The organism is Micromonospora sp. NPDC049102 (assembly GCF_043197485.1).
Taxonomy (GTDB): Bacteria; Actinomycetota; Actinomycetes; order Mycobacteriales; family Micromonosporaceae; genus Micromonospora.
The window spans coordinates 70,918-87,681 of sequence record NZ_JBICTE010000032.1; the positions used below are offsets into that span (position 1 = coordinate 70,918).

At 73.1% G+C, this 16,764-nt stretch carries 16 protein-coding genes and 1 pseudogene; 9 read left to right on the forward strand and 8 right to left on the reverse strand.

Going from position 1 to position 16,764, the window contains the following annotated elements; genetic code table 11:
- Positions 1-8: 8 nt before the first annotated feature.
- From ACGFH9_RS25375 to ACGFH9_RS25385, 3 genes and pseudogenes are all read right to left on the reverse strand, one after another.
- A complete protein-coding gene (locus ACGFH9_RS25375; RefSeq protein ID WP_393223728.1) occupies positions 9-425 on the reverse strand; it encodes a hypothetical protein in 417 nt (138 codons plus the stop codon).
- 14 nt (positions 426-439) lie between these two features.
- Positions 440-2,656 (reverse strand): M48 family metalloprotease, encoded by a 2,217-nt coding sequence (locus ACGFH9_RS25380; protein ID WP_393223731.1) that lies wholly within the window; start codon positions 2,654-2,656, stop codon positions 440-442.
- Positions 2,657-2,829: 173 nt separating this feature from the next.
- Positions 2,830-3,607, reverse strand: a pseudogene (locus ACGFH9_RS25385) (esterase/lipase family protein).
- Between the two features lie 109 nt (positions 3,608-3,716).
- On the opposite strand from ACGFH9_RS25385, the gene ACGFH9_RS25390 reads away from it, so the two are divergent.
- On the forward strand, positions 3,717-5,111 hold the full coding sequence (locus tag ACGFH9_RS25390) for a pentapeptide repeat-containing protein (RefSeq protein WP_393223734.1): 1,395 nt from the start codon (positions 3,717-3,719) through the stop codon (positions 5,109-5,111).
- Here ACGFH9_RS25390 and ACGFH9_RS25395 read toward each other — a convergent pair.
- On the reverse strand, positions 5,085-5,666 hold the full coding sequence (locus ACGFH9_RS25395; protein ID WP_393223738.1) for a TetR/AcrR family transcriptional regulator: 582 nt from the start codon (positions 5,664-5,666) through the stop codon (positions 5,085-5,087). The two genes, ACGFH9_RS25390 and ACGFH9_RS25395, sit on opposite strands and share 27 nt — an antisense overlap.
- Before the next feature lie 217 nt (positions 5,667-5,883).
- Here ACGFH9_RS25395 and ACGFH9_RS25400 point away from each other — a divergent pair, with 217 nt between their 5' ends.
- The 3 genes from ACGFH9_RS25400 to ACGFH9_RS25410 all read left to right on the forward strand — a co-directional run bounded on the left by ACGFH9_RS25400 (position 5,884) and on the right by ACGFH9_RS25410 (position 9,018).
- Positions 5,884-7,350 (forward strand): MFS transporter, encoded by a 1,467-nt coding sequence (locus ACGFH9_RS25400; protein ID WP_393223741.1) that lies wholly within the window; start codon positions 5,884-5,886, stop codon positions 7,348-7,350.
- 93 nt (positions 7,351-7,443) lie between these two features.
- Positions 7,444-8,421 (forward strand): SEC-C domain-containing protein, encoded by a 978-nt coding sequence (locus ACGFH9_RS25405; protein WP_393223744.1) that lies wholly within the window; start codon positions 7,444-7,446, stop codon positions 8,419-8,421.
- Between the two features lie 186 nt (positions 8,422-8,607).
- Entirely contained in the window at positions 8,608-9,018 is a 411-nt protein-coding gene (locus ACGFH9_RS25410) for a hypothetical protein (protein WP_393223748.1), read from the forward strand.
- Between the two features lie 103 nt (positions 9,019-9,121).
- Here ACGFH9_RS25410 and ACGFH9_RS25415 read toward each other — a convergent pair whose 3' ends face one another.
- Together ACGFH9_RS25415 and ACGFH9_RS25420 are read right to left on the reverse strand one after the other, a co-directional pair.
- Positions 9,122-9,385, reverse strand: a complete 264-nt coding sequence (locus ACGFH9_RS25415; protein ID WP_007462863.1) for a DUF6244 family protein — start codon at positions 9,383-9,385, stop codon at positions 9,122-9,124.
- Between the two features lie 297 nt (positions 9,386-9,682).
- Positions 9,683-9,901, reverse strand: a complete 219-nt coding sequence (locus ACGFH9_RS25420; protein ID WP_393223751.1) for a winged helix-turn-helix domain-containing protein — start codon at positions 9,899-9,901, stop codon at positions 9,683-9,685.
- 268 nt (positions 9,902-10,169) lie between these two features.
- Between ACGFH9_RS25420 and ACGFH9_RS25425 the strand changes: the two genes are divergently transcribed.
- From ACGFH9_RS25425 to ACGFH9_RS25440, 4 genes are read left to right on the forward strand one after another with little or no spacing between them, the layout of a single operon-like run.
- Positions 10,170-10,325 (forward strand): hypothetical protein, encoded by a 156-nt coding sequence (locus ACGFH9_RS25425; RefSeq protein ID WP_393223754.1) that lies wholly within the window; start codon positions 10,170-10,172, stop codon positions 10,323-10,325.
- Positions 10,322-10,891 (forward strand): hypothetical protein, encoded by a 570-nt coding sequence (locus ACGFH9_RS25430; RefSeq protein WP_393223757.1) that lies wholly within the window; start codon positions 10,322-10,324, stop codon positions 10,889-10,891. Before ACGFH9_RS25425 ends, ACGFH9_RS25430 begins: the two co-directional genes overlap by 4 nt.
- On the forward strand, positions 10,888-11,082 hold the full coding sequence (locus tag ACGFH9_RS25435; protein ID WP_393223760.1) for a hypothetical protein: 195 nt from the start codon (positions 10,888-10,890) through the stop codon (positions 11,080-11,082). Before ACGFH9_RS25430 ends, ACGFH9_RS25435 begins: the two co-directional genes overlap by 4 nt.
- A gap of 25 nt (positions 11,083-11,107) precedes the next feature.
- On the forward strand, positions 11,108-11,428 hold the full coding sequence (locus ACGFH9_RS25440; RefSeq protein WP_393223763.1) for a hypothetical protein: 321 nt from the start codon (positions 11,108-11,110) through the stop codon (positions 11,426-11,428).
- 6 nt (positions 11,429-11,434) lie between these two features.
- On the opposite strand, the gene ACGFH9_RS25445 is transcribed toward ACGFH9_RS25440, so the two are convergent.
- Entirely contained in the window at positions 11,435-12,352 is a 918-nt protein-coding gene (locus tag ACGFH9_RS25445) for a hypothetical protein (protein ID WP_393223766.1), read from the reverse strand.
- A gap of 2 nt (positions 12,353-12,354) precedes the next feature.
- The gene (locus ACGFH9_RS25450) at positions 12,355-14,934 is read right to left on the reverse strand and encodes an FtsK/SpoIIIE domain-containing protein (RefSeq protein ID WP_393223769.1); all 2,580 of its coding nucleotides are present in this window, start codon (positions 14,932-14,934) and stop codon (positions 12,355-12,357) included.
- A gap of 197 nt (positions 14,935-15,131) precedes the next feature.
- Between ACGFH9_RS25450 and ACGFH9_RS25455 the strand changes: the two genes are divergently transcribed.
- On the forward strand, positions 15,132-16,673 hold the full coding sequence (locus ACGFH9_RS25455) for a M1 family metallopeptidase (protein WP_393223772.1): 1,542 nt from the start codon (positions 15,132-15,134) through the stop codon (positions 16,671-16,673).
- Positions 16,674-16,764: the final 91 nt, after the last annotated feature.

Here is a 16,764-nt window from a genome sequence, read left to right on the forward strand (position 1 = left end):
CCGCCGGTTCAGTCGACGGCGTCCGGGCCGGGCTCGCGGGCGGCGCGCAACGCCTCGGTGGCCTGGGCGGCGCGCAGCGCCTCGGTGGCCTGGGCCAGCAGACGGGCCGAGTCGGTCCGTCCGCTGACCTGCAACTCCACCTCGGTGTCCCCGGACTGGATCCGGATGCTGGCCTCGGTGCGCTGCTGGTCCACCCAGGACTGCAGCAGGTTGAACAGCCCCGGCAGCAGCCCCTGGGCCAGCACCGCGATGATCACCGCGTCGCTGAAGCCGGGCCGTCCCCCGCCACCACCGGCGGCCCGGACCACCGGCCGGTACTCCGGACGGCGGTGGATCCAGGTCAGCAGGTCGACCGCCGCAGGCTGCCGCTGCCGGGGGTTGATCGTCAGCCGGATGGGCAGCCGCGCGGTGTCGCTGTCGGTCACGGTGGGTCTCCCGGTCAGTCGGAGGCGGGTTGGAAGGTGACGGCGTCCCCGTCGGCGGTGGCGAGACCCGAGACGGTCAGCGCGCTGTCGTCGCTGAACGGTGAGCTGGTGCCGAAGTAGGTGGTGGTGCCGCTGACCTGCACCCGGCCCTGACCTTCCAGTGGGGTGGACACCCGGGCGGTGCTCGGGCCGGTCAGCTCGACGGCGACCTTCGGGTACTCCAGGATCTTCCAGGTGACCTTCTGCGCGGACCCGCCGTAGTAGCGGAACGGGCAGCCCGACGGGGCGGCGATCGTCTGCTTGGCGCACTCGTCCAGCCAGGCACGTACCCGGGTCTGGACGGCCTCGACCGCCGTCGGCTTGAGCACCGGGGCCAGGTCCAGGATCGCCGAGCCCTCCCCGGGGCCGACCAGCAGGGTCTCGGTGGGCGTCTCGCTCAGCGCGCTGGACGGGCCGGTCGCGCTGTAGAGGCCGGGGAGCAGCACCAGCGGCGGGCCTTCGGTGGCGACCGGCAGCTCCACCCCGTTGAGGCGTACGCCCGGCTCGGCGATCGACGAGTTGAGCGGGATCGGCCCACCGGCCAACCGCCAACCGTGGAACAGACCGGCGGTGGTCTCCTCGGTGCGGTGCAGGGTGAGGGTGGCCGTCTGCGGCGCGTCGCCCAACCGGTACGCCACCGTCGCGGTGGCGGTGTCGTCCTCGCGTTCCACCGTCTTGACCTCGACGTCGGTGGGTGGCTGGTAGCCCTTGCCGCGCAGCAGTTGGGCGAGCAGCTTGTGGTCGGCGCCGGAGTCGGTGAGGTGGTCGAGCGCGGCCTCGCTGTCCCGGTCGGCGAGCGCGGAGAAGAATCCGTCGACCGTCGCCTGGGGACGGAAGAACGCCCACTGGATCACGCTCAGTCCGCTGGCGCCGAGGCAGGCGACGAGGGCGAGGACGCCGACCAGCAGCCAGGTGCGGCGGGAGCCGACCGGGCCGCTGTGGCCGAAGAGCCGCTCGGCGGTGACCGACGCGGCGACGTCGGCGGGTACGCCTGCCTGGGCGGGCGCACCCGCCACCGACACCCGCTCCAGGGCGTCGAGCCGTAGCTCGTGCGGCGGGTGGGTGGCGCAGACAGCCTCGTCCCAGCCGCTGCGCCCGCTCTCGAAGGAGAGCCGCCGTTCCAGGATGCGCCGCAGCCCGTCGACGTGCCCGGTCAGCACCGCGCCGAGGTCGGCCCGGTACTCGGCGGCCCGCACGTCGCGGGCGTGCAGGGGCAGCACCACGTACCGCATGGTGAGCAGCACCGGCCAGAAGAACAGGAACACCACGAAGTTGGTCGCCGGGTGCGGGAACGTCCGCATCAGCCAGGTCGGCAGGGCGTGGGCGAGGGTGAGCGGCAGGCCGACGCCGCGCACGAAGGCGCTGGTGATCTCGTCCCCGGTGCGCCAGTGCACCAGCTCGTGGCTGAGCAGCGCCGCGACCGCGTCGTCCGGCTCGGTGAGCACGGCGGTGGTGACCACCACGTGCCGGGCGTAGGTGCGGGCGTTGCTCAGGACCGGATCGTCCTCCATGAGCAGCCGGGGCACACTGGGCAGGCCGAGGCGTCGCGCGCAGTCGTCCAGGATCGGGCGCAGTCGCGCGTTCTCACGGCGGCTGGGCTGGCGCGCACCGGACACCACCAGCAGGCTCGGCTCGAGCAGCACCCGGTACAGCGTGTAGACGACGCCGATCAGCGCCGCCGCGACGACCGTGCCGATCAGGCCGGTGAGCAGCGCGAGCGGCTCGTCCACGACGGTCAGCCAGGGCAGCACCAGCACGGCGAGGAAACCGGCGAGGAATCCGACCACGAACCCGGCCACGCCGCCCAGCATCCCGCCGGAGCGGCTGAGGAACGCGTCCAGCAGCGAGCCGATCAGCGGCGCGTCGCGCAGCACCGTGGGGATCTGGTCGTCCGCGCCGGCGCCGCCGGCGAAGAGGCCGACGGCGGCGAAGCTGAGACCACCCCAGAACGCCAGGAGCAGCGCGATCGGCAGGTAGAACCAGGTGGCGACGAACGCGCCGAGCACGCCCCGCCAGTCCCGCAGGATCCCGGCGCGCAGCCAGACCAGGGCGTTCGGGTAACCCGGTGGCCGGTCGGCGAACCCGCCGGTGGGCGGCGGGGCGTCGGCGGCCGGGGGTTCGGCGGCCCGGACGTCGAGCTGCGGCACTGTCGGCGGTGTGCTCTCCGGCGGCACGCGGTGCGGCTCGGTCATGCCTGCTGCTCCCTCTCGACGATGGCATCCACTGTCGGGAGTGGACTGCCGCAGCAGGTTATCGAGGACACCTGATGCCTGCCACACCGTTTTGCGGGATCGTCACGCAACCGACACTTGCCGTGGCGGGCCCGGTGCGGCGGTCCCCGCGGGACCACCGCACCGCCGAGCCGTCAGACCGCGAGGCAGTTGGGTCGCACCGGGCCGTCGACGAGGGCGCCGCGCACGATGGTGTACGCCGTACCGTCGAGCACCAGGCCCAGGTGCCCCACCACCCGCAACGGGCAGTACGCCTGGACGAGTACGTTCGTCGCGCCGTCGTTGACGGTGGCGTTGCCGGTCGGGCGGACCAGCTCGTCCTGCACCGTCCGGATGGTGGTGTAGCGCACCGAACCGGGGGTGTCGTCGCCGGCGTTGAGGTCGGCGAGGAACGCCGAGCCGATTGTCATCTGTTGGCAGGCCACGACGCCGGCGCAGCTGCCGAGGCCGAGGAACGCCACGATGGTGGCGACGTACGTGCCGTACTGGGGTGTGCCCAGGCTGACGTACCTGCCGACGGTGGCGGTGCCGCCGAGCCGCTTGAGGTAGTAACGGCTGACCAGACCGCCCTCGGAGTGGGCGACGAGGTCGACGCTCGTCGCGCCGGTGCTGGCGCGCACCTGCTCGACGTACCCGGCGAACGCCCGAGCCGAGGCGGGGATGTCACCGAGGCCCAGCCCGGGAAGCTGGTAGATGTAGGTCCGGTAGCCGTCGGGCGGCGATCGGCTCGTACGCGACGGCGACGCCGCTGAGCCCGCCGACCACGATGACCGGGTTGGCGGCGGCAGCGGTGGTGGTGGCCGAGGAGGGGGCCGGAGCGACGGGGGCGGGGGCGGCGGACGCGGTGCCGGCCGAGGCGAGCAGGGCGGCAGCGGCCAGGGGCACGACGAGGACGGTCTTTCGGAGCAGCATGGCTGCACCTCCGGGGGGAGGCGCAAACCGGCAAACCGGTCACACTCCACAGCGGACGCCCCGGCACCACGCTCCCCCGCCCCGCGACGACCGGTGGCATGCTGTCGCCGTGGCTGCCGATGAACCCCCCGAACGCCAGTTGCGGGTGATGCCCTGGTGGCTGGTGCTCGTCGGTCTGCTGCTCGCCGCCGCGCTGGGCTGGCTGGTTCTCGGCCTCCTGCGCAGCGAGGCCGACCGGGCCATCCAGCCGGACATCCGGGCCACGCTACGCATCGACGCGATTCGCACCGGCCTGACCGTTGTCGCCGGCACCGGCGGAGGGCTGGCCCTGCTGCTGGCCGCCCGACGGCAGTGGATCGCCGAGCGGGCGCAGCGCCACCAGGAGGCCGTCGCCACCCGCGACCAGGCGCACCGGGACCGGGTGCAGGCGCACGCCGAGTCGGTGGCCGACGCCGCGCAGCGCCACCAGGACCGACAGTCCACGGCGGCGGAACACGACGCGGCCGAACGGCGGCTGACCGAGCTCTACACCCGGGCGGTCGAGCTGCTGGGCAACGACAGCGCCGCCGTACGCCTCGGCGGACTGCACGCGCTGGAACGCCTCGGCCAGGACAATCCGTCGCAGCGGTCGACGATCGCGGCGGTGCTCTGCGCGTACCTGCGGATGTCGTCACCGGACGACGAACCGCGCGAGACGGAGGTCCGGCGCACAGCGCAGCGGGTCCTGACCCGGCACCTGCGCGCCCAGGACGAGACGGGGCACTGGCCGGACGTCGTGCTGGACCTGACCGGCGCCGCGCTCGTCGACTTCGACGCCGCGGGCTGCACGCTCGTCGACGCGACCTTCACGGGGGCGACGTTCACCGGCACGACCACCTTCGCGGGCGCGACGACGAGGGGGCGGCTGCTGCTCGGTTCGGCGACCCTCGGCGACGTGGTGTTCGACGGCCTCACGGCCGGCGGTGAGGTCGTGCTGGACGACATCCGTGTGCGCGGCCTCGCCAGCTTCGACGGAGCCGAGTTCACCGACGGCCTGTCCTGCCGACGGTCCCACTTCGTCGGGCCGACCTCATTTCGCCGCGCGACGTTCGGTCAGCCGACCAGCTTCGACGCGACCCGCTTCCAGGACGCCACCACCTTCCAGGAGGCGGTGTTCGACGGCGCTCTGTCGATGGAGCACACCGAGTTCGGCGGGTCGGCCAGCTTCCACTCCGGCCGTTTCGCGCACATGGCGTTGTTCCGTTGGACGATCTTCGGCGCGGAGGCGCTCTTCGATCGCGCCCGCTTCACCGACGCCGCGAACTTCGGCCGGGCCCGATTCCATCGCATGGCCAGCTTCCGCGACACGCAGTTCAGCCGACCGCCGCAGGTCGAGCAGGCTCGGGCGGCCGTCGATCCCGGTCACCGGTGGCCGGCGGGCACCGTCGTCGAGCGGTTCGACGACGAGTGGCTGGTGCTGGTCGACGAGGGAACGTCGTCAGCGGGCGGCGGCCGCGGGGCGTAGCCCGTCGAGGGCGACACCGAGGACGCGGTCGCGTTGCTCGGCCGACGGGAACTGGGCCATGGTGAGCCCGCTGATCAGCCGCACCACGTCGTCGAAGCCGATGTCGTCACGGACCACGCCGGCCGCCTGGGCGCGACGCATCAGGGGCTCACCGGCGGCGTAGATCTCCGTCCGGCAGGTCCCGAAGATCTCCGAGTCGTGCAGCAACTGCTCGGCGAGGGCCCGCTTGGTGGCGACGTACGCGACGAAGCGGTGCAGCCAGGCGACCAGGGCGTCCCACGGTGGCAGCTCGGACAGGTCCTCGGCGGAGCGGCTCAGCGCACGCACCTCCTCGACGTAGACGGCCTCGAAGAGGTGCCGCCGGGTCGGGAAGTTGCGGTAGAGGGTGCCGATGCCCACCCCGGCCCGACGGGCCACGTCCTCCAGGGAGGCGGCCGCGCCGTTCTCGGCGAACGCGTCGCGCGCCGCGGCGATCAGGGCGTCGTAGTTACGCCGCGCGTCGGCCCGCTTGGGCCGCTGCGCGAAGACCTCGGGCACCTGCCCCGCCGTGGTCATGACGTGTGTCACCTCGTTCTGGTTGCATCCGGAGGCAACCCTCCGCTAGCTTAATGGAGGCACCCCTCCGGAACTCCCGGAGGCCTGCCTCCGGATAGCTTACCTCGGGACCCGCCCGATCCGCCTGGCCACCCGATCGCCCGGACCCGACAACCCGCCCGCCTCCGACGACGGGCGACACACACCTCCTTCCGTACCATTTCAGGAGTTTCCTCTCGTGGCAGTGACCTCCCGACGCAGCTCGCGTCGGCTCACCTTCACCGTGCTCGCGGCCGGCGCCGGATTCTTCGCGATGCTCCAGTCGCTGATCACCCCGGTGCTGCCGACCATCCAGCAGGACCTGCACACCTCCCAGAACACCGTGACCTGGGTCCTGACGGCCTACCTGCTCTCGGCGTCGATCTTCACGCCGATCCTCGGGCGGGTCGGCGACATGATCGGCAAGGAGCGGATGCTCGTCGTCTCGCTCGCCGCCCTCGCCCTCGGCTGCCTGGTGGCCGCCATCGCGCCGAACATCGGCGTCCTCATCGTCGCCCGGGTCGTGCAGGGAATCGGCGGCGCGGTCTTCCCGCTGTCGTTCGGCATCATCCGGGACGAGTTCCCCGCCGCGCGGGTCTCCGGCGCTGTCGCCGCCATCTCGGCGATCGTCGCCGCCGGCGGTGGCCTGGGCGTCGTCCTGGCCGGCCCGATCGTCACCGCGCTGGACTACCGGTGGCTGTTCTGGATCCCGATGGTCGTGGTGGGGCTGACCGCCGTCGCCGCGTACCTCTTCATCCCGGAGTCACCGGTGCGCACCCCGGGCCGTATCGACTGGCGGGCCACGCTGCTGCTCTCCGGCTGGCTGGTCGCGCTGCTCCTGCCGATCAGCCAGGGCGCGGCCTGGGGCTGGACCAGCACTCGGGTGCTCGGCCTGCTCGCCCTCGCCGTGGTGCTGCTGGCCGGCTGGCTGACCGCCGAACTGCGCTCGGCCAACCCGCTGGTCGACATGCGGATGATGCGCCTGCCCGGCGTCTGGACCACCAACCTGGTCGCCCTGCTCTACGGCGGTTCGATGTTCTCCGTGTACGCGTTCCTGCCCCAGTTCGTGCAGACCCCGACCGCGGCCGGTTACGGCTTCGGCGCCAGCATCAGCCAGGCCGGTCTGCTCATGCTGCCGATGCTCGTCGCGATGTTCGTCGCGGGCATCCTCGCCGGCCGGCTCCAGGCCGTGTTCAGCGCCAAGGCTCAGCTCGCGACCGGCGCGGCGTTCAACGTGGCCGCGTCCGCGATGCTCGCCACCGCGCACGACACCCGCTGGGAGGTCGCCGCCGCCGGTGGCCTGGTCGGCCTCGGCATCGGCCTGGCCTTCGCGTCGACGGCCAACCTCATCGTCGCCAGCGTGCCCGCCAGCCAGACCGGCGTGGCGACCGGTATGAACGCCAACATCCGTACCATCGGCGGCGCGATCGGCGCGGCCGTGGTCAGCGGCGTGATCACCGCTCACCCGCAGGCCAGCGGCCTGCCCCGGGAGGCCGGCTTCACGGCGGGATTTCTCCTCCTCACCGCGATCGCCCTCGCCGCCGCGCTCGCGGCCCTCGCCGTCCCGTCCGCCCGGCGGGCGTCGGCCGGTCGCCGGCCGTCCGCCGCGACGATCGTCGAGTCCGAGCTAGCCGGCGAGTTCGCCACCATGCCCGCGACCCGCTGAGGTCCGCGGCGCAGCCCGGGCGGTTCGCCGCCCGGGCTGCGACATGCTTCGGAGTACGCTGACCGCCCACCCGTCGTTCCTCAGGATGTGCCAATGTCCGAACTGCTGACCACCGCGCGAATCGAAGAGATCGGTTCCCTGGGAGCCGGGAGCCCGGACCCGGCGGCGCTGGTCACCGAACTGGTGAGCGCCGTCGACGAGGGCAGGGTCGCCGACCCCGCCGAGACCGGCTACGCGCTGCTGGTCGCCGCGGACATCCTGGAGCAGGCGGGTGACCTGGCGGACGCTCTCGCGCTGGCCACCCGCGCTGTCGCCGAGCAGCCCGACGACAACACCTTCGTCCGCGCCGTGCGCGGCGGGCTGCTGCTGCGCCTCGGGCGGGTCGACGAGGGCCTGGCCGAACTGGGCGACCTGCGTCCGCTGTTGGAGACCGACCCCGACGCCGTCCAACTGGTCCAGGAGTTGGCCGAGTCCGGCCACGCCGAGACGGCTGTCGACTGGCTCACCCAGGCGCTCGACACGATGGTGAGCCGCAGTCGCACCCATCAGCACGAGTCCGAGGACGCCCAGGACGCGGCCGCCGCCATGATCTACGGCCTGGCCCAGCGGCGGCACGACCTGCGCGAGGAGATGGGCCTCCCGCACGACGAGTACGACAACCTCGCCGACCGGCTGCGCGACGCGACCAGCCACGCCGCCGACGCGCTCGACGACGGTCCGGCGACGCTGTTGTTCTGGCCGAGGCCGGAGTTCGAGGCGCTGCTGGCGCGCTGGCCGGCACTGGCCGAGAGCTACCCGGCCACCTGGGACGAGCACCGCGCCCAGATCGAGCGCGCCCTCGTCGACGCGTCCGGCCTCGGCGGCGGTGACCTGGGCATCGTGGCGGGCAGCGTCGAGGGTCTCGCGGCCTTCGCGGGCGCCGACGCCATCGACGAGGAGACCCTCGACGAGTACGCCGACAGCCTCGACGACGCGGGCGTCACCTCCTGGCCGCCGAGCCGCAACGACGCCTGCTGGTGCGGATCGGGCACGAAGTACAAGAAGTGCTGCCTGCCCCGCTCGCGCGCCTGACCGCCGCCGGGCCGTTGCGCCGCCCCTGACCACCGCCGCGCCGCTGTGCGGCTCCCCGGGAGCGATGTACCGTCCATCCGCCCCACCCGACGGCGCCCAGCACCCCACGATCGATCGATGGTGGCGAGGCCCGGCGATGACTACGGTGACCGTGGAAACGCACCCACTCCACTGAGGAGGACCGCCGTGCGCCGCGTCACCACCACCATCGCCCTGCTCTGCCTGTCCCTGTTCGCGCTGCTCGCACCGACTCCGGCGAGCGCGGCCACCACCGTCGAGGTCACCTCGGCGAAACTGGTCGCACGCGGCGTCGCCGTCGACATCACCATCACCGTGACCTGCGAGTCGGGTCGTAACGGCGGCGCAGAATTCAGTCTGCGTCAGCGCTCCGACAACCACGTCGCCTATGGCAGCGGCTGGGCGCCCGTCTACTGCACCGGCGCGGCGCAGGCCGTGACCGGCCGGGTGTACGCGGAGGCCGGAGGCTACGCCTTCAACCGGGGCATCGCGCTTGTCAACGGGGGCATCGAGCTGTGCACCGAGATCGACTGCGACTACTCGCCGCGCTTCGACGGCGAGGTCCGCATCACCCGCTGACCGTTACCCGGAGTGCTCGCGGTGACTCCCCCGCGAGCACTCCGGGCTCGTCAATTACCCGTGGGCTGGGGTGGGTGATGGGCGGCGCCACCACCACCCGTGCTCAGTTTCCCAGCGCGCGGACCTTGGCGATCGTCTCCTGGACGTGCTGCTTGGCCGGCTCGCCACCCTGAGACGCCTGGGCCAGTGCCTGGCGGTACGCGTCGATCATGCCGACGAGAGGGCCGGCCGCCACGCCCTCCAGAGCGCCAGCCACGAGGCTCCGCGCCTCGGCCGCGTCCTGGGCCGCCGCTGCGGTCTTGGCCTTTGCCTCGTCGAGCTTCTGCGACGCCGCCGCCAACCTCGCGATGATCTGTGCTGCGCTCACGCGCATCCTCCCCTGGTCGACCATCGCCTCCACCACCGCACCGGCGGAGACCACAAGGGAGCGTACGAGATCCGCGCACTCAGCGCGACCGCTCGATCGCCCATTCGTGACCCGCGGGACGCCCTTCGCGAAGATCACTTGATCCTGACCAGTCACCGCAGGCACTCGACAACTGGTACGCATCAAGTGATCAAGAAACCCCGACCGGATTCACTAGATCTTGGACAGTTTTCGTTCTGAGCTAACGGAAACTGTCCAAGATCTCGAAGGACTCACCGCGACTGCGGGGCCGAGCGGTCAACGGTCGGCGACGAACACCCCCACGCCTCCGACGCCCTCTACCAGGCCCTCTACCTTGAGCGCATTGATTGCCTGGCGAACAACGATGGCGGACACGTCGTGCTGACGGCACAACTCCGAGGTGGAGGGCAGCTTGTCACCCGGCGCGAGTTCGCCGGACTGAATCTGAGCGCGGATGCCGTCGGCAATCAGCGCCCACTTGGCTTTGGCGGGCATCGGTGTCTCCCAGGTCTGCAAACCGGAGTTGGTTCTTCCCCACCGCACAGGTAAGGCGCCCGGTCGGCCGGTCCCCCCGTCCGGCCGGGCGCGCCCGCACGCCGTCCCACCGCATCGCCGCCGGCACCGGCCCGTACCGGTCCGTGCCGGCACGAGCAACGCCCTGACCAGCGAGGAGACGACCGGACGGGAGTACCCGATGCCCGATCGACCCGACGACCAGCCCACCGACCCACCATCACCGGTACCTCCGCCAGCCCGGCGGCTCATGTCCGAGCAAGACGTCGAGGATGCCGACGACACTCTCTTCGCCCACCCGCCGCGCGTGGTCCGCAGGTGGGTCTGCGGCTGCGGAGCGGACTATCCGTGCACCGACGTCCTCTTCGCCCGCCTGGTCGAGGCCACCGCGGAGGCCGAGCAGTGAACGGCGGACCACCGGGCTCGCGCGACGGGCAGCGGGCCGCGCAGGTGCGCCACGGCGACGCGGTGGACGACCTGCGCGATGCCTGGCTGGCCACAATCGCCGCCGCCGACCGGGCCGGTGCGCACCCGCACGGCGCGGGTCCACCCGGCCGGATTCTGCCCTGGCAGGAGGCGGTCACCGAGTGTTGGCGGGCGCTCGGCCTGGTCTACGCGGGTCTGGCAGCCGATGGGACAGCGGCGGCCAGCGCGACAGCGGGTGAGCTGCTCGCCGGGCTGCACGCGGCTCGGGTCGACGCCGATCCGGCCGCCGCGCTGGCCGCCCGTTTCGGCGCGGGCCACACGATGGTGGACTGTGCGCCCATCACGGGTGGTGGCTTCGCGACGGTGTGGTGGGTGGCGCTCGACGACGGACGCGAGGTGGTGCTGAAGGTGGCCCCGCCGACCGACGCGCCGCTGCTGCGCTACGAGCGGGGCCTGTGCGGGAGTGGTCGGAGTCGGCGCAGCGCCTCGACGACGGCCCGGCCCGGTACGACTTCGGAGCCGCGCTCGCCGCGCTGCACCGGGTGACCGGCGACCGTTACGGGTACGACGCCCCTCGGGCGAGCGGCGCGACGTGGCGCGAGGCGTTCACCGCCATGCTCGACGGGCTGCTGGCCGACGCGGCGGACTGGGACGTCCTCCTACCCATCCCGCCGGACCGCATCCGGGAGCTGCCCGAGCGGTACGCGTCGGTGCTGGACGAGGTGCGTCGACGGTGAGCGGTTCCTCTTCGGCGACCCGCTGATGGATCTGGTGTCGCCGCTGATCTACCGACGGGTGGAGGACGAACCCGAGAGCCCGTTCCTGCGGGGCTACCGGGCCGCCGCGACCGATCCGGTGGCCTTCGACGAGGCCGCCCTGCGTCGACTCAGCCTCTACCGCCTGCACCTGTACCTGTACCTGTTGATGACTGTCGAGATGCCCAGCCGGGGCATCACGCGCCAGAATCGGCCCGACCGTTTCGAGCGACTAGCCGACCTGCTGGACCACGAGCTGACCGAACTGCGGCGCGCGACTCCGTCGGCCCGCGCGGGCGGCTGCCGTCCTTCGCGGCGGCCCGGATGAACGCCGTCAGCGCAGGGCGCGGAACAGCAGCAGGTAGGCGCAGTAGCCCATCGGCACCAGCAGGAAGCAGATCGCGAAGCCGAGCGGCAGGTAGCGCGGCGGCGTGCCGGCCACCATTGCGGGCCTCCCCCACCGGCCCAGCACCAGATAGCCCCCGAAGAACGCCAGCGCCGGCAGGCCCGCGCAGATCCACGCGCCGAGGGTGAAGCCGTCGACCAGGCCGATCCCGGACGCGAGCACCAGCGTCAGCATCAACACGCCGGCCGCCACGCCGCAGGCCGCGTAGACGGCGACCGCCCGCGCCAGCGGCGACCACGTCGGCAGCAGCGCCGGCCGCTGGGCCAGCAGCTCGGCCTGCTGCCCGTGCCGGTCGGCCTCGTCGGCCATCCGCCGGGCCAACTCCAGCTCCACCACCGGGTCGACCGCCGCCGCGCGCTGCGCCGGCAGCCCGACGCCCGCCGAGCTCACCGCCGTCGGCAGCGCCAGCCGCGCCTGCCCCGCCGGCAGCTCGGGGTACGCCCCGACACCCGCCCGCCCCGGCGCGCCGGCTGCGCCGTCGGATTCCCCGTCCCTCGGTCCGGGCGCAGCCGACAAGCCGGACGCAGCCGACCAGCCGGGCGGGGCCCACGGGCTCGACGCGGCCGACGCCGGCGGGGCGGACGGGCCAGCCGCGGTCGGCGGGATGGGCGGTGCCCATGGGTCGGGTGGGGTAGCGGAGGTCTCGGGCGTCGGCGGCTGGTCGACGCCGATGGCGCGGCCGAGCTGATCGAGACGCTGACCCTGGGCGGTCAGCCGCTGGTGCAGGTAGTCGGCGGCGGCGTGCAGGTCGCGGCGACGCGCGGACTCGGCGGCGGCGTCCTGCTCACCGGCACGGCGGTGGTCGGCGAGCTGTCGGGCCAGCGCCGCGTACTCCTCGAAGGACACCGTCAACGCTCCCCGTCCGAGTCGTGCCCGTCACGGGCAAACGGCACGATCAGCCTGGTCCGCTGGTCGTGCCTGTCGATCAGCAGCGCCCGGTCGGCGCGGGGCGTGTAGGCCAGGTCGTGCACCCCGAGGTGCAGGGCCAGCTCGGGCCCGGGCACGTTGAGCGCGACGAGGCAGGCGACGTCGTCCCGGTTCTGGCTGCCGCCGAGGTCGTCGGAGAGCCGGCGCAGGCCACGCCACCAGCCGAGCAGGTGCACGCCCTGGGCCGGCCCCTGGCGCAACAGGGCACGCAGGTCGTCCAGGCCGGAGCGGAACGTCACCGGGTCGGACGCCCCGAGCACCGGCGCGGCGGCGTCCATCCCGAACACCACCAGGTATTCCCGGCCAGCCGGCTCGGCGGCCAACGCGGCGATCCGCTCGCGCAGCCCGGCCGCGTCGAGGCGGTGCACCGAATGGCCGGCGGACCGCAGCGTGGCCTCGGTCTCGGCGGCGATCGGGTCGGCGGCGGTGACCAGAGAGGCCACCTGGAACCGGACGTCACCGGGGGTGTGTTGACGGGCCAGGCTCAGCGTCGCGGCGCGCAGCACGTCCGCGCCGGCCGGTGTGGTGCCGACGACGGCGAGGTGCCGGCCGGGGGTGGTGTCCATCAGGAACAGTGCGGTGGTGCCGTGCACGTCGACAGTCCGGCCGACCAGCGCCATGGGACGTCGACCACCGGGGCGCAGTCCGGCGAAGGTGGGATCGTCCTCGACGCGTGCCGCCTCGTACCCCTTGAAGACCGCCGGGGCCCGCGAGCCCGGCGGCCGGGCCTGCCACAGCTCGTGGCGCAGCGCGGCCAGGTCGCCGGCGGCGGCGTGCGCGTCCGGGAAGCGCACGACGGTGTCCGCGCCGACCGCGCCGGCTGCGGTGTTGACCACGGCCGCGCCGATCGGCAGGGCCGCAGCGGCGTCGTTGAGCTGGTCGAGGACGCCACCGCCGCCGGGCAACGCCACCCGCAGGGCGAACTGCCCGAAGATCGCCTCGGCCCGACCGTAGAGCGCCTCGATCCCGGTCATGCTCTGGCTGGCCAGCACCAGGTGGATGCCGTACGAGCGGCCCTTGCGGGCCAACTCCTCCAGCAGGTCGACCGCCTCGCGGGCCAAGGCGTCGTTGCCGGCGAGCAGCACGTGGAACTCGTCGATGACGGCCACGACGCGCGGCAGCGGATTGTCCCGCGGGAGGTCGGCGAGCTTGGTGACACCGTGCCGCTTCAGCGCGGTGGCACGCCGCTGCGCCTCGCGGCGCAGCTCGCGCAGCACCGCCAGGCCGTACTCGCGGTCGGACTCGATGCCGACCGCGCGGGCGTGCGGCAGCCAGGACGGGTCGCGGCCGGTGGGCACGAACTCGGTGAAGCTCACGCCCTCCTTGAAGTCGAGCAGGTAGAGCTGCAACTCGGCGGGCGAGTAACGCGCGGCCAGCCCGTACAGGACGTCGAGGAGGAAGACGGTCTTGCCCGCGCCGGTGCGCCCGCCGACCAGCCAGTGCGGGGTGACGTCGTCGAAGGCGACAGTCAGCATGGTGTCGAAGGCGACAGTCAACGCGGTGCCGGAGGCGACGGTCAGCGGTGCCGGGCCGGCCCGGCCGACGACGGTGCGCAGACCGTTGGCTGCGGACTCGGCCCAGCGTCGCTCGGGCAGCAGCGCGGCGAACGGCAGCGCGTCTGCGCGTCGGGCGGCGGCGCCGACGTGCTCGGCGAGCGCGCGGACCGAGGTCGGCGGCGGATCGCCGTCGAGCAGCACGGGTGCGGCGAGACCGCTGCCGTCGGCGCTGAACGGGATGCCGGGCGGGTCGCCGACCTGCGCGTACCCCTCGGAGAGCCGGATGGCGGTGGTGCTGCCCAGCGGCGGCGACGTCTCGCCGGGCAGCCGGGACGGATGCCCGGCGAGGAGCACGCAGACGGCGGCGGCCGGGCCGGCGTGGGTGAGCGCGGCGAGTCGGGCCAGCTCGCGTGGCGCGGGCGCGGCGGTGGCGACGACGAGCAGCAACTGCCGCGTGGCGGGTTCGGCGTGCTGGGCGGCGCGGGCGTGCCGTTCGGCGGCGTCCAGCAGAGCCGCCACCTCGGTCTCGCTGGTGGCCGGCGGGTCGAGCACCCCGGCGTCGAGCAACGGGCGCAGCGGACCGAAGGTCGCGCCCAGCGCGGCGGTGTCGATGCCGGCGACCCGGACCCGACCGGGCGGTGCGGTGGCCACCAGCCGCAGCACCACCGCCCGCAGCAGCGCGGCGACCCGCCCGTCCCGGGCGTCGGTGTCCAGCGCCAGGTGGTGGCCGCCGCCGAGCGGCACCAGCACAGCGAACCCGCCGTCCTCGGTGGACGCCTCGCCGATCCGTAACGCGACCGGGTCGTCGGTCAGGATGGCCGCGCCGGGCGTGGGGGTGGCCAGCGCGGCGCCGAGGCGCGCAAGTCGGGCGACGAGGTCGGCCCCACCGGCCTGCGGCGTCGGAGGTGGTGCCGCGCCGAGCACGGCCCGGGCCGCGTCCAGGTGGGAACGGGCCGCCCGGTGGGCGGTGACCGCCTGGCCGTACACCGACGCGAGCCTGCCCACGTTGTGCCTCCCACGCCACGGCCGTCCGGTCCGCGGAAACCCTAACGGACAGCGGTGACACCGGCACAGTAACCGACCCGTGCTTTCGGGTCGTGGCGGCCGACGGTTGTGACACGTTGCGCGCCTGTCAGGCCAGCGACGTTCACAGTTGTCGATTAGGTTGACGGTGCGAACACCCGATGGAGGGAGTCCACCTCGTGCGTCGAGTCCTCACGGCGGCCACCGCCGCCCTGACCCTCACCACCGCCGGCACCATGCTCACCGGCGCGTCCGCTTCGGCCGCCCCGACGGCCTGGGGCCGTCCCGTCGTCAGCGCCGTGCCGCAACCCGGCGCGCCCGGCCTGGGCGACACCTACTACCCCGACTACGGCAACGGTGGCTACGACGTCTCGCACTACGACGTCCGGCTGCGCTACGACCCGGCCACCGACCGACTCACCGGCACCACCACGATCCTCGCCACGGCGACGCAGGACCTCTCGGCGTTCAACCTGGACTTCCTGCTCGACGTCGAGTCGGTACGGGTCAACGGGTGGGAGGCCGGCGCCAGCACCGCGGGCACGCACGAGCTGGTCGTCACCCCGGCCCGCACCATCACCCGGGGCGAGCAGCTCACCATCGTGGTGCGCTACGGCGGCGTTCCGTCCGAGACCCTGGTCGGCGGCTACAGCGGCTGGACGCGAACCGATGACGGGGCGCTCGCGGTCAACGAGCCCGAGTCGGCGTGGTGGTGGTTCCCGAGCAACGACCACCCGCTGGACAAGGCGACCTTCGACATCTCCGTGTCGGTGCCCACCGGCCTCGAGGTGGTCAGCAACGGCGTGCAGCCGAGGCCACCGGCGGCCGAGGCCGGCAACCGCACCCGGTGGATCTGGCGGACCACCTCCCCCACCGCGCCCTACCTGGCCTTCATCGCCATCGGCCAGTACGACATCGTCACCGACACCACGCCGGGTGGCCAGCCGGTGATCAACGCGTACAGCACCTCGCTGGGCGCGCTCGGGCCGGCCGCGCGGGCCAGCATCGAGCGGACCGGTGAGATCGTCGACTGGGAGAGCGGGATCTTCGGCCCGTACCCGTTCGAGGCGCAGGGTGGCGTGGCCGGGCCGGTGGACGGCATCGGTTTCGCCCTGGAGACGCAGACCCGCCCGGTGTACGGGCCGGGCTTCTGGCGGCGCGGCGCCAACACGTACGTGGTGGCCCACGAGAATGCCCACCAGTGGTTCGGTGACTCGGTCTCGGTGGCCGAGTGGCGCAACATCTGGCTCAACGAGGGCTTCGCCTCGTACGCCGAGTGGCTCTGGTCGGAGGAGCAGGGCGAGGGCACCGCGCAGGAGCTCTTCGACTTCACCTACGCCAGTTACCCCGCCGACGACGATTTCTGGCAGGTGCTGCCCGGTGACCCGGGCGCCGACCGGGTCTTCGACAACGCGGTGTACGACCGGGGCGCGATGACCCTGCACCAGCTCCGGCTGGCCGTCGGCGACGACGCGTTCTTCGCGATCCTGCCGGCGTGGACGGCCGAGCACCGGTACGGCAACGGCACCATCGAGCAGTTCCAGGCCCTGGCCGAGCGGATCTCCGGTCTGGACCTGGACGAGTTGTTCACCACCTGGCTGTTCACCGCCGGCCGCCCCGACGTGGCCAGCGCCGCACGCAAGGCCGCGCCGCCGGCCGAGCCGAAGTCCTGGTCCAAGATCCGCGAGTCGCACGAGGCGCACCACCTGCTGTCGCACTAGACGAGTAAGTCCTAACGACCCTGGGTGGTGGAGATAGACGAAGGGTGTTGAGGATCAGTTTTGTGACGACCGACCTCAACACCCTTCTGAC

Bases quoted from the DNA above. Each gene is read 5' to 3' on its own strand.
- ACGFH9_RS25395 (WP_393223738.1), bottom strand. From the start codon at position 5,666: ATGACCACGGCGGGGCAGGTGCCCGAGGTCTTCGCGCAGCGGCCCAAG.
- ACGFH9_RS25420 (WP_393223751.1), bottom strand. From the start codon at position 9,901: ATGCCCGCCAAAGCCAAGTGGGCGCTGATTGCCGACGGCATCCGCGCT.
- ACGFH9_RS25425 (WP_393223754.1), top strand. From the start codon at position 10,170: ATGTCCGAGCAAGACGTCGAGGATGCCGACGACACTCTCTTCGCCCAC.
- ACGFH9_RS25405 (WP_393223744.1), top strand. From the start codon at position 7,444: ATGTCCGAACTGCTGACCACCGCGCGAATCGAAGAGATCGGTTCCCTG.
- ACGFH9_RS25440 (WP_393223763.1), top strand. From the start codon at position 11,108: ATGGATCTGGTGTCGCCGCTGATCTACCGACGGGTGGAGGACGAACCC.
- ACGFH9_RS25380 (WP_393223731.1), bottom strand. From the start codon at position 2,656: ATGACCGAGCCGCACCGCGTGCCGCCGGAGAGCACACCGCCGACAGTG.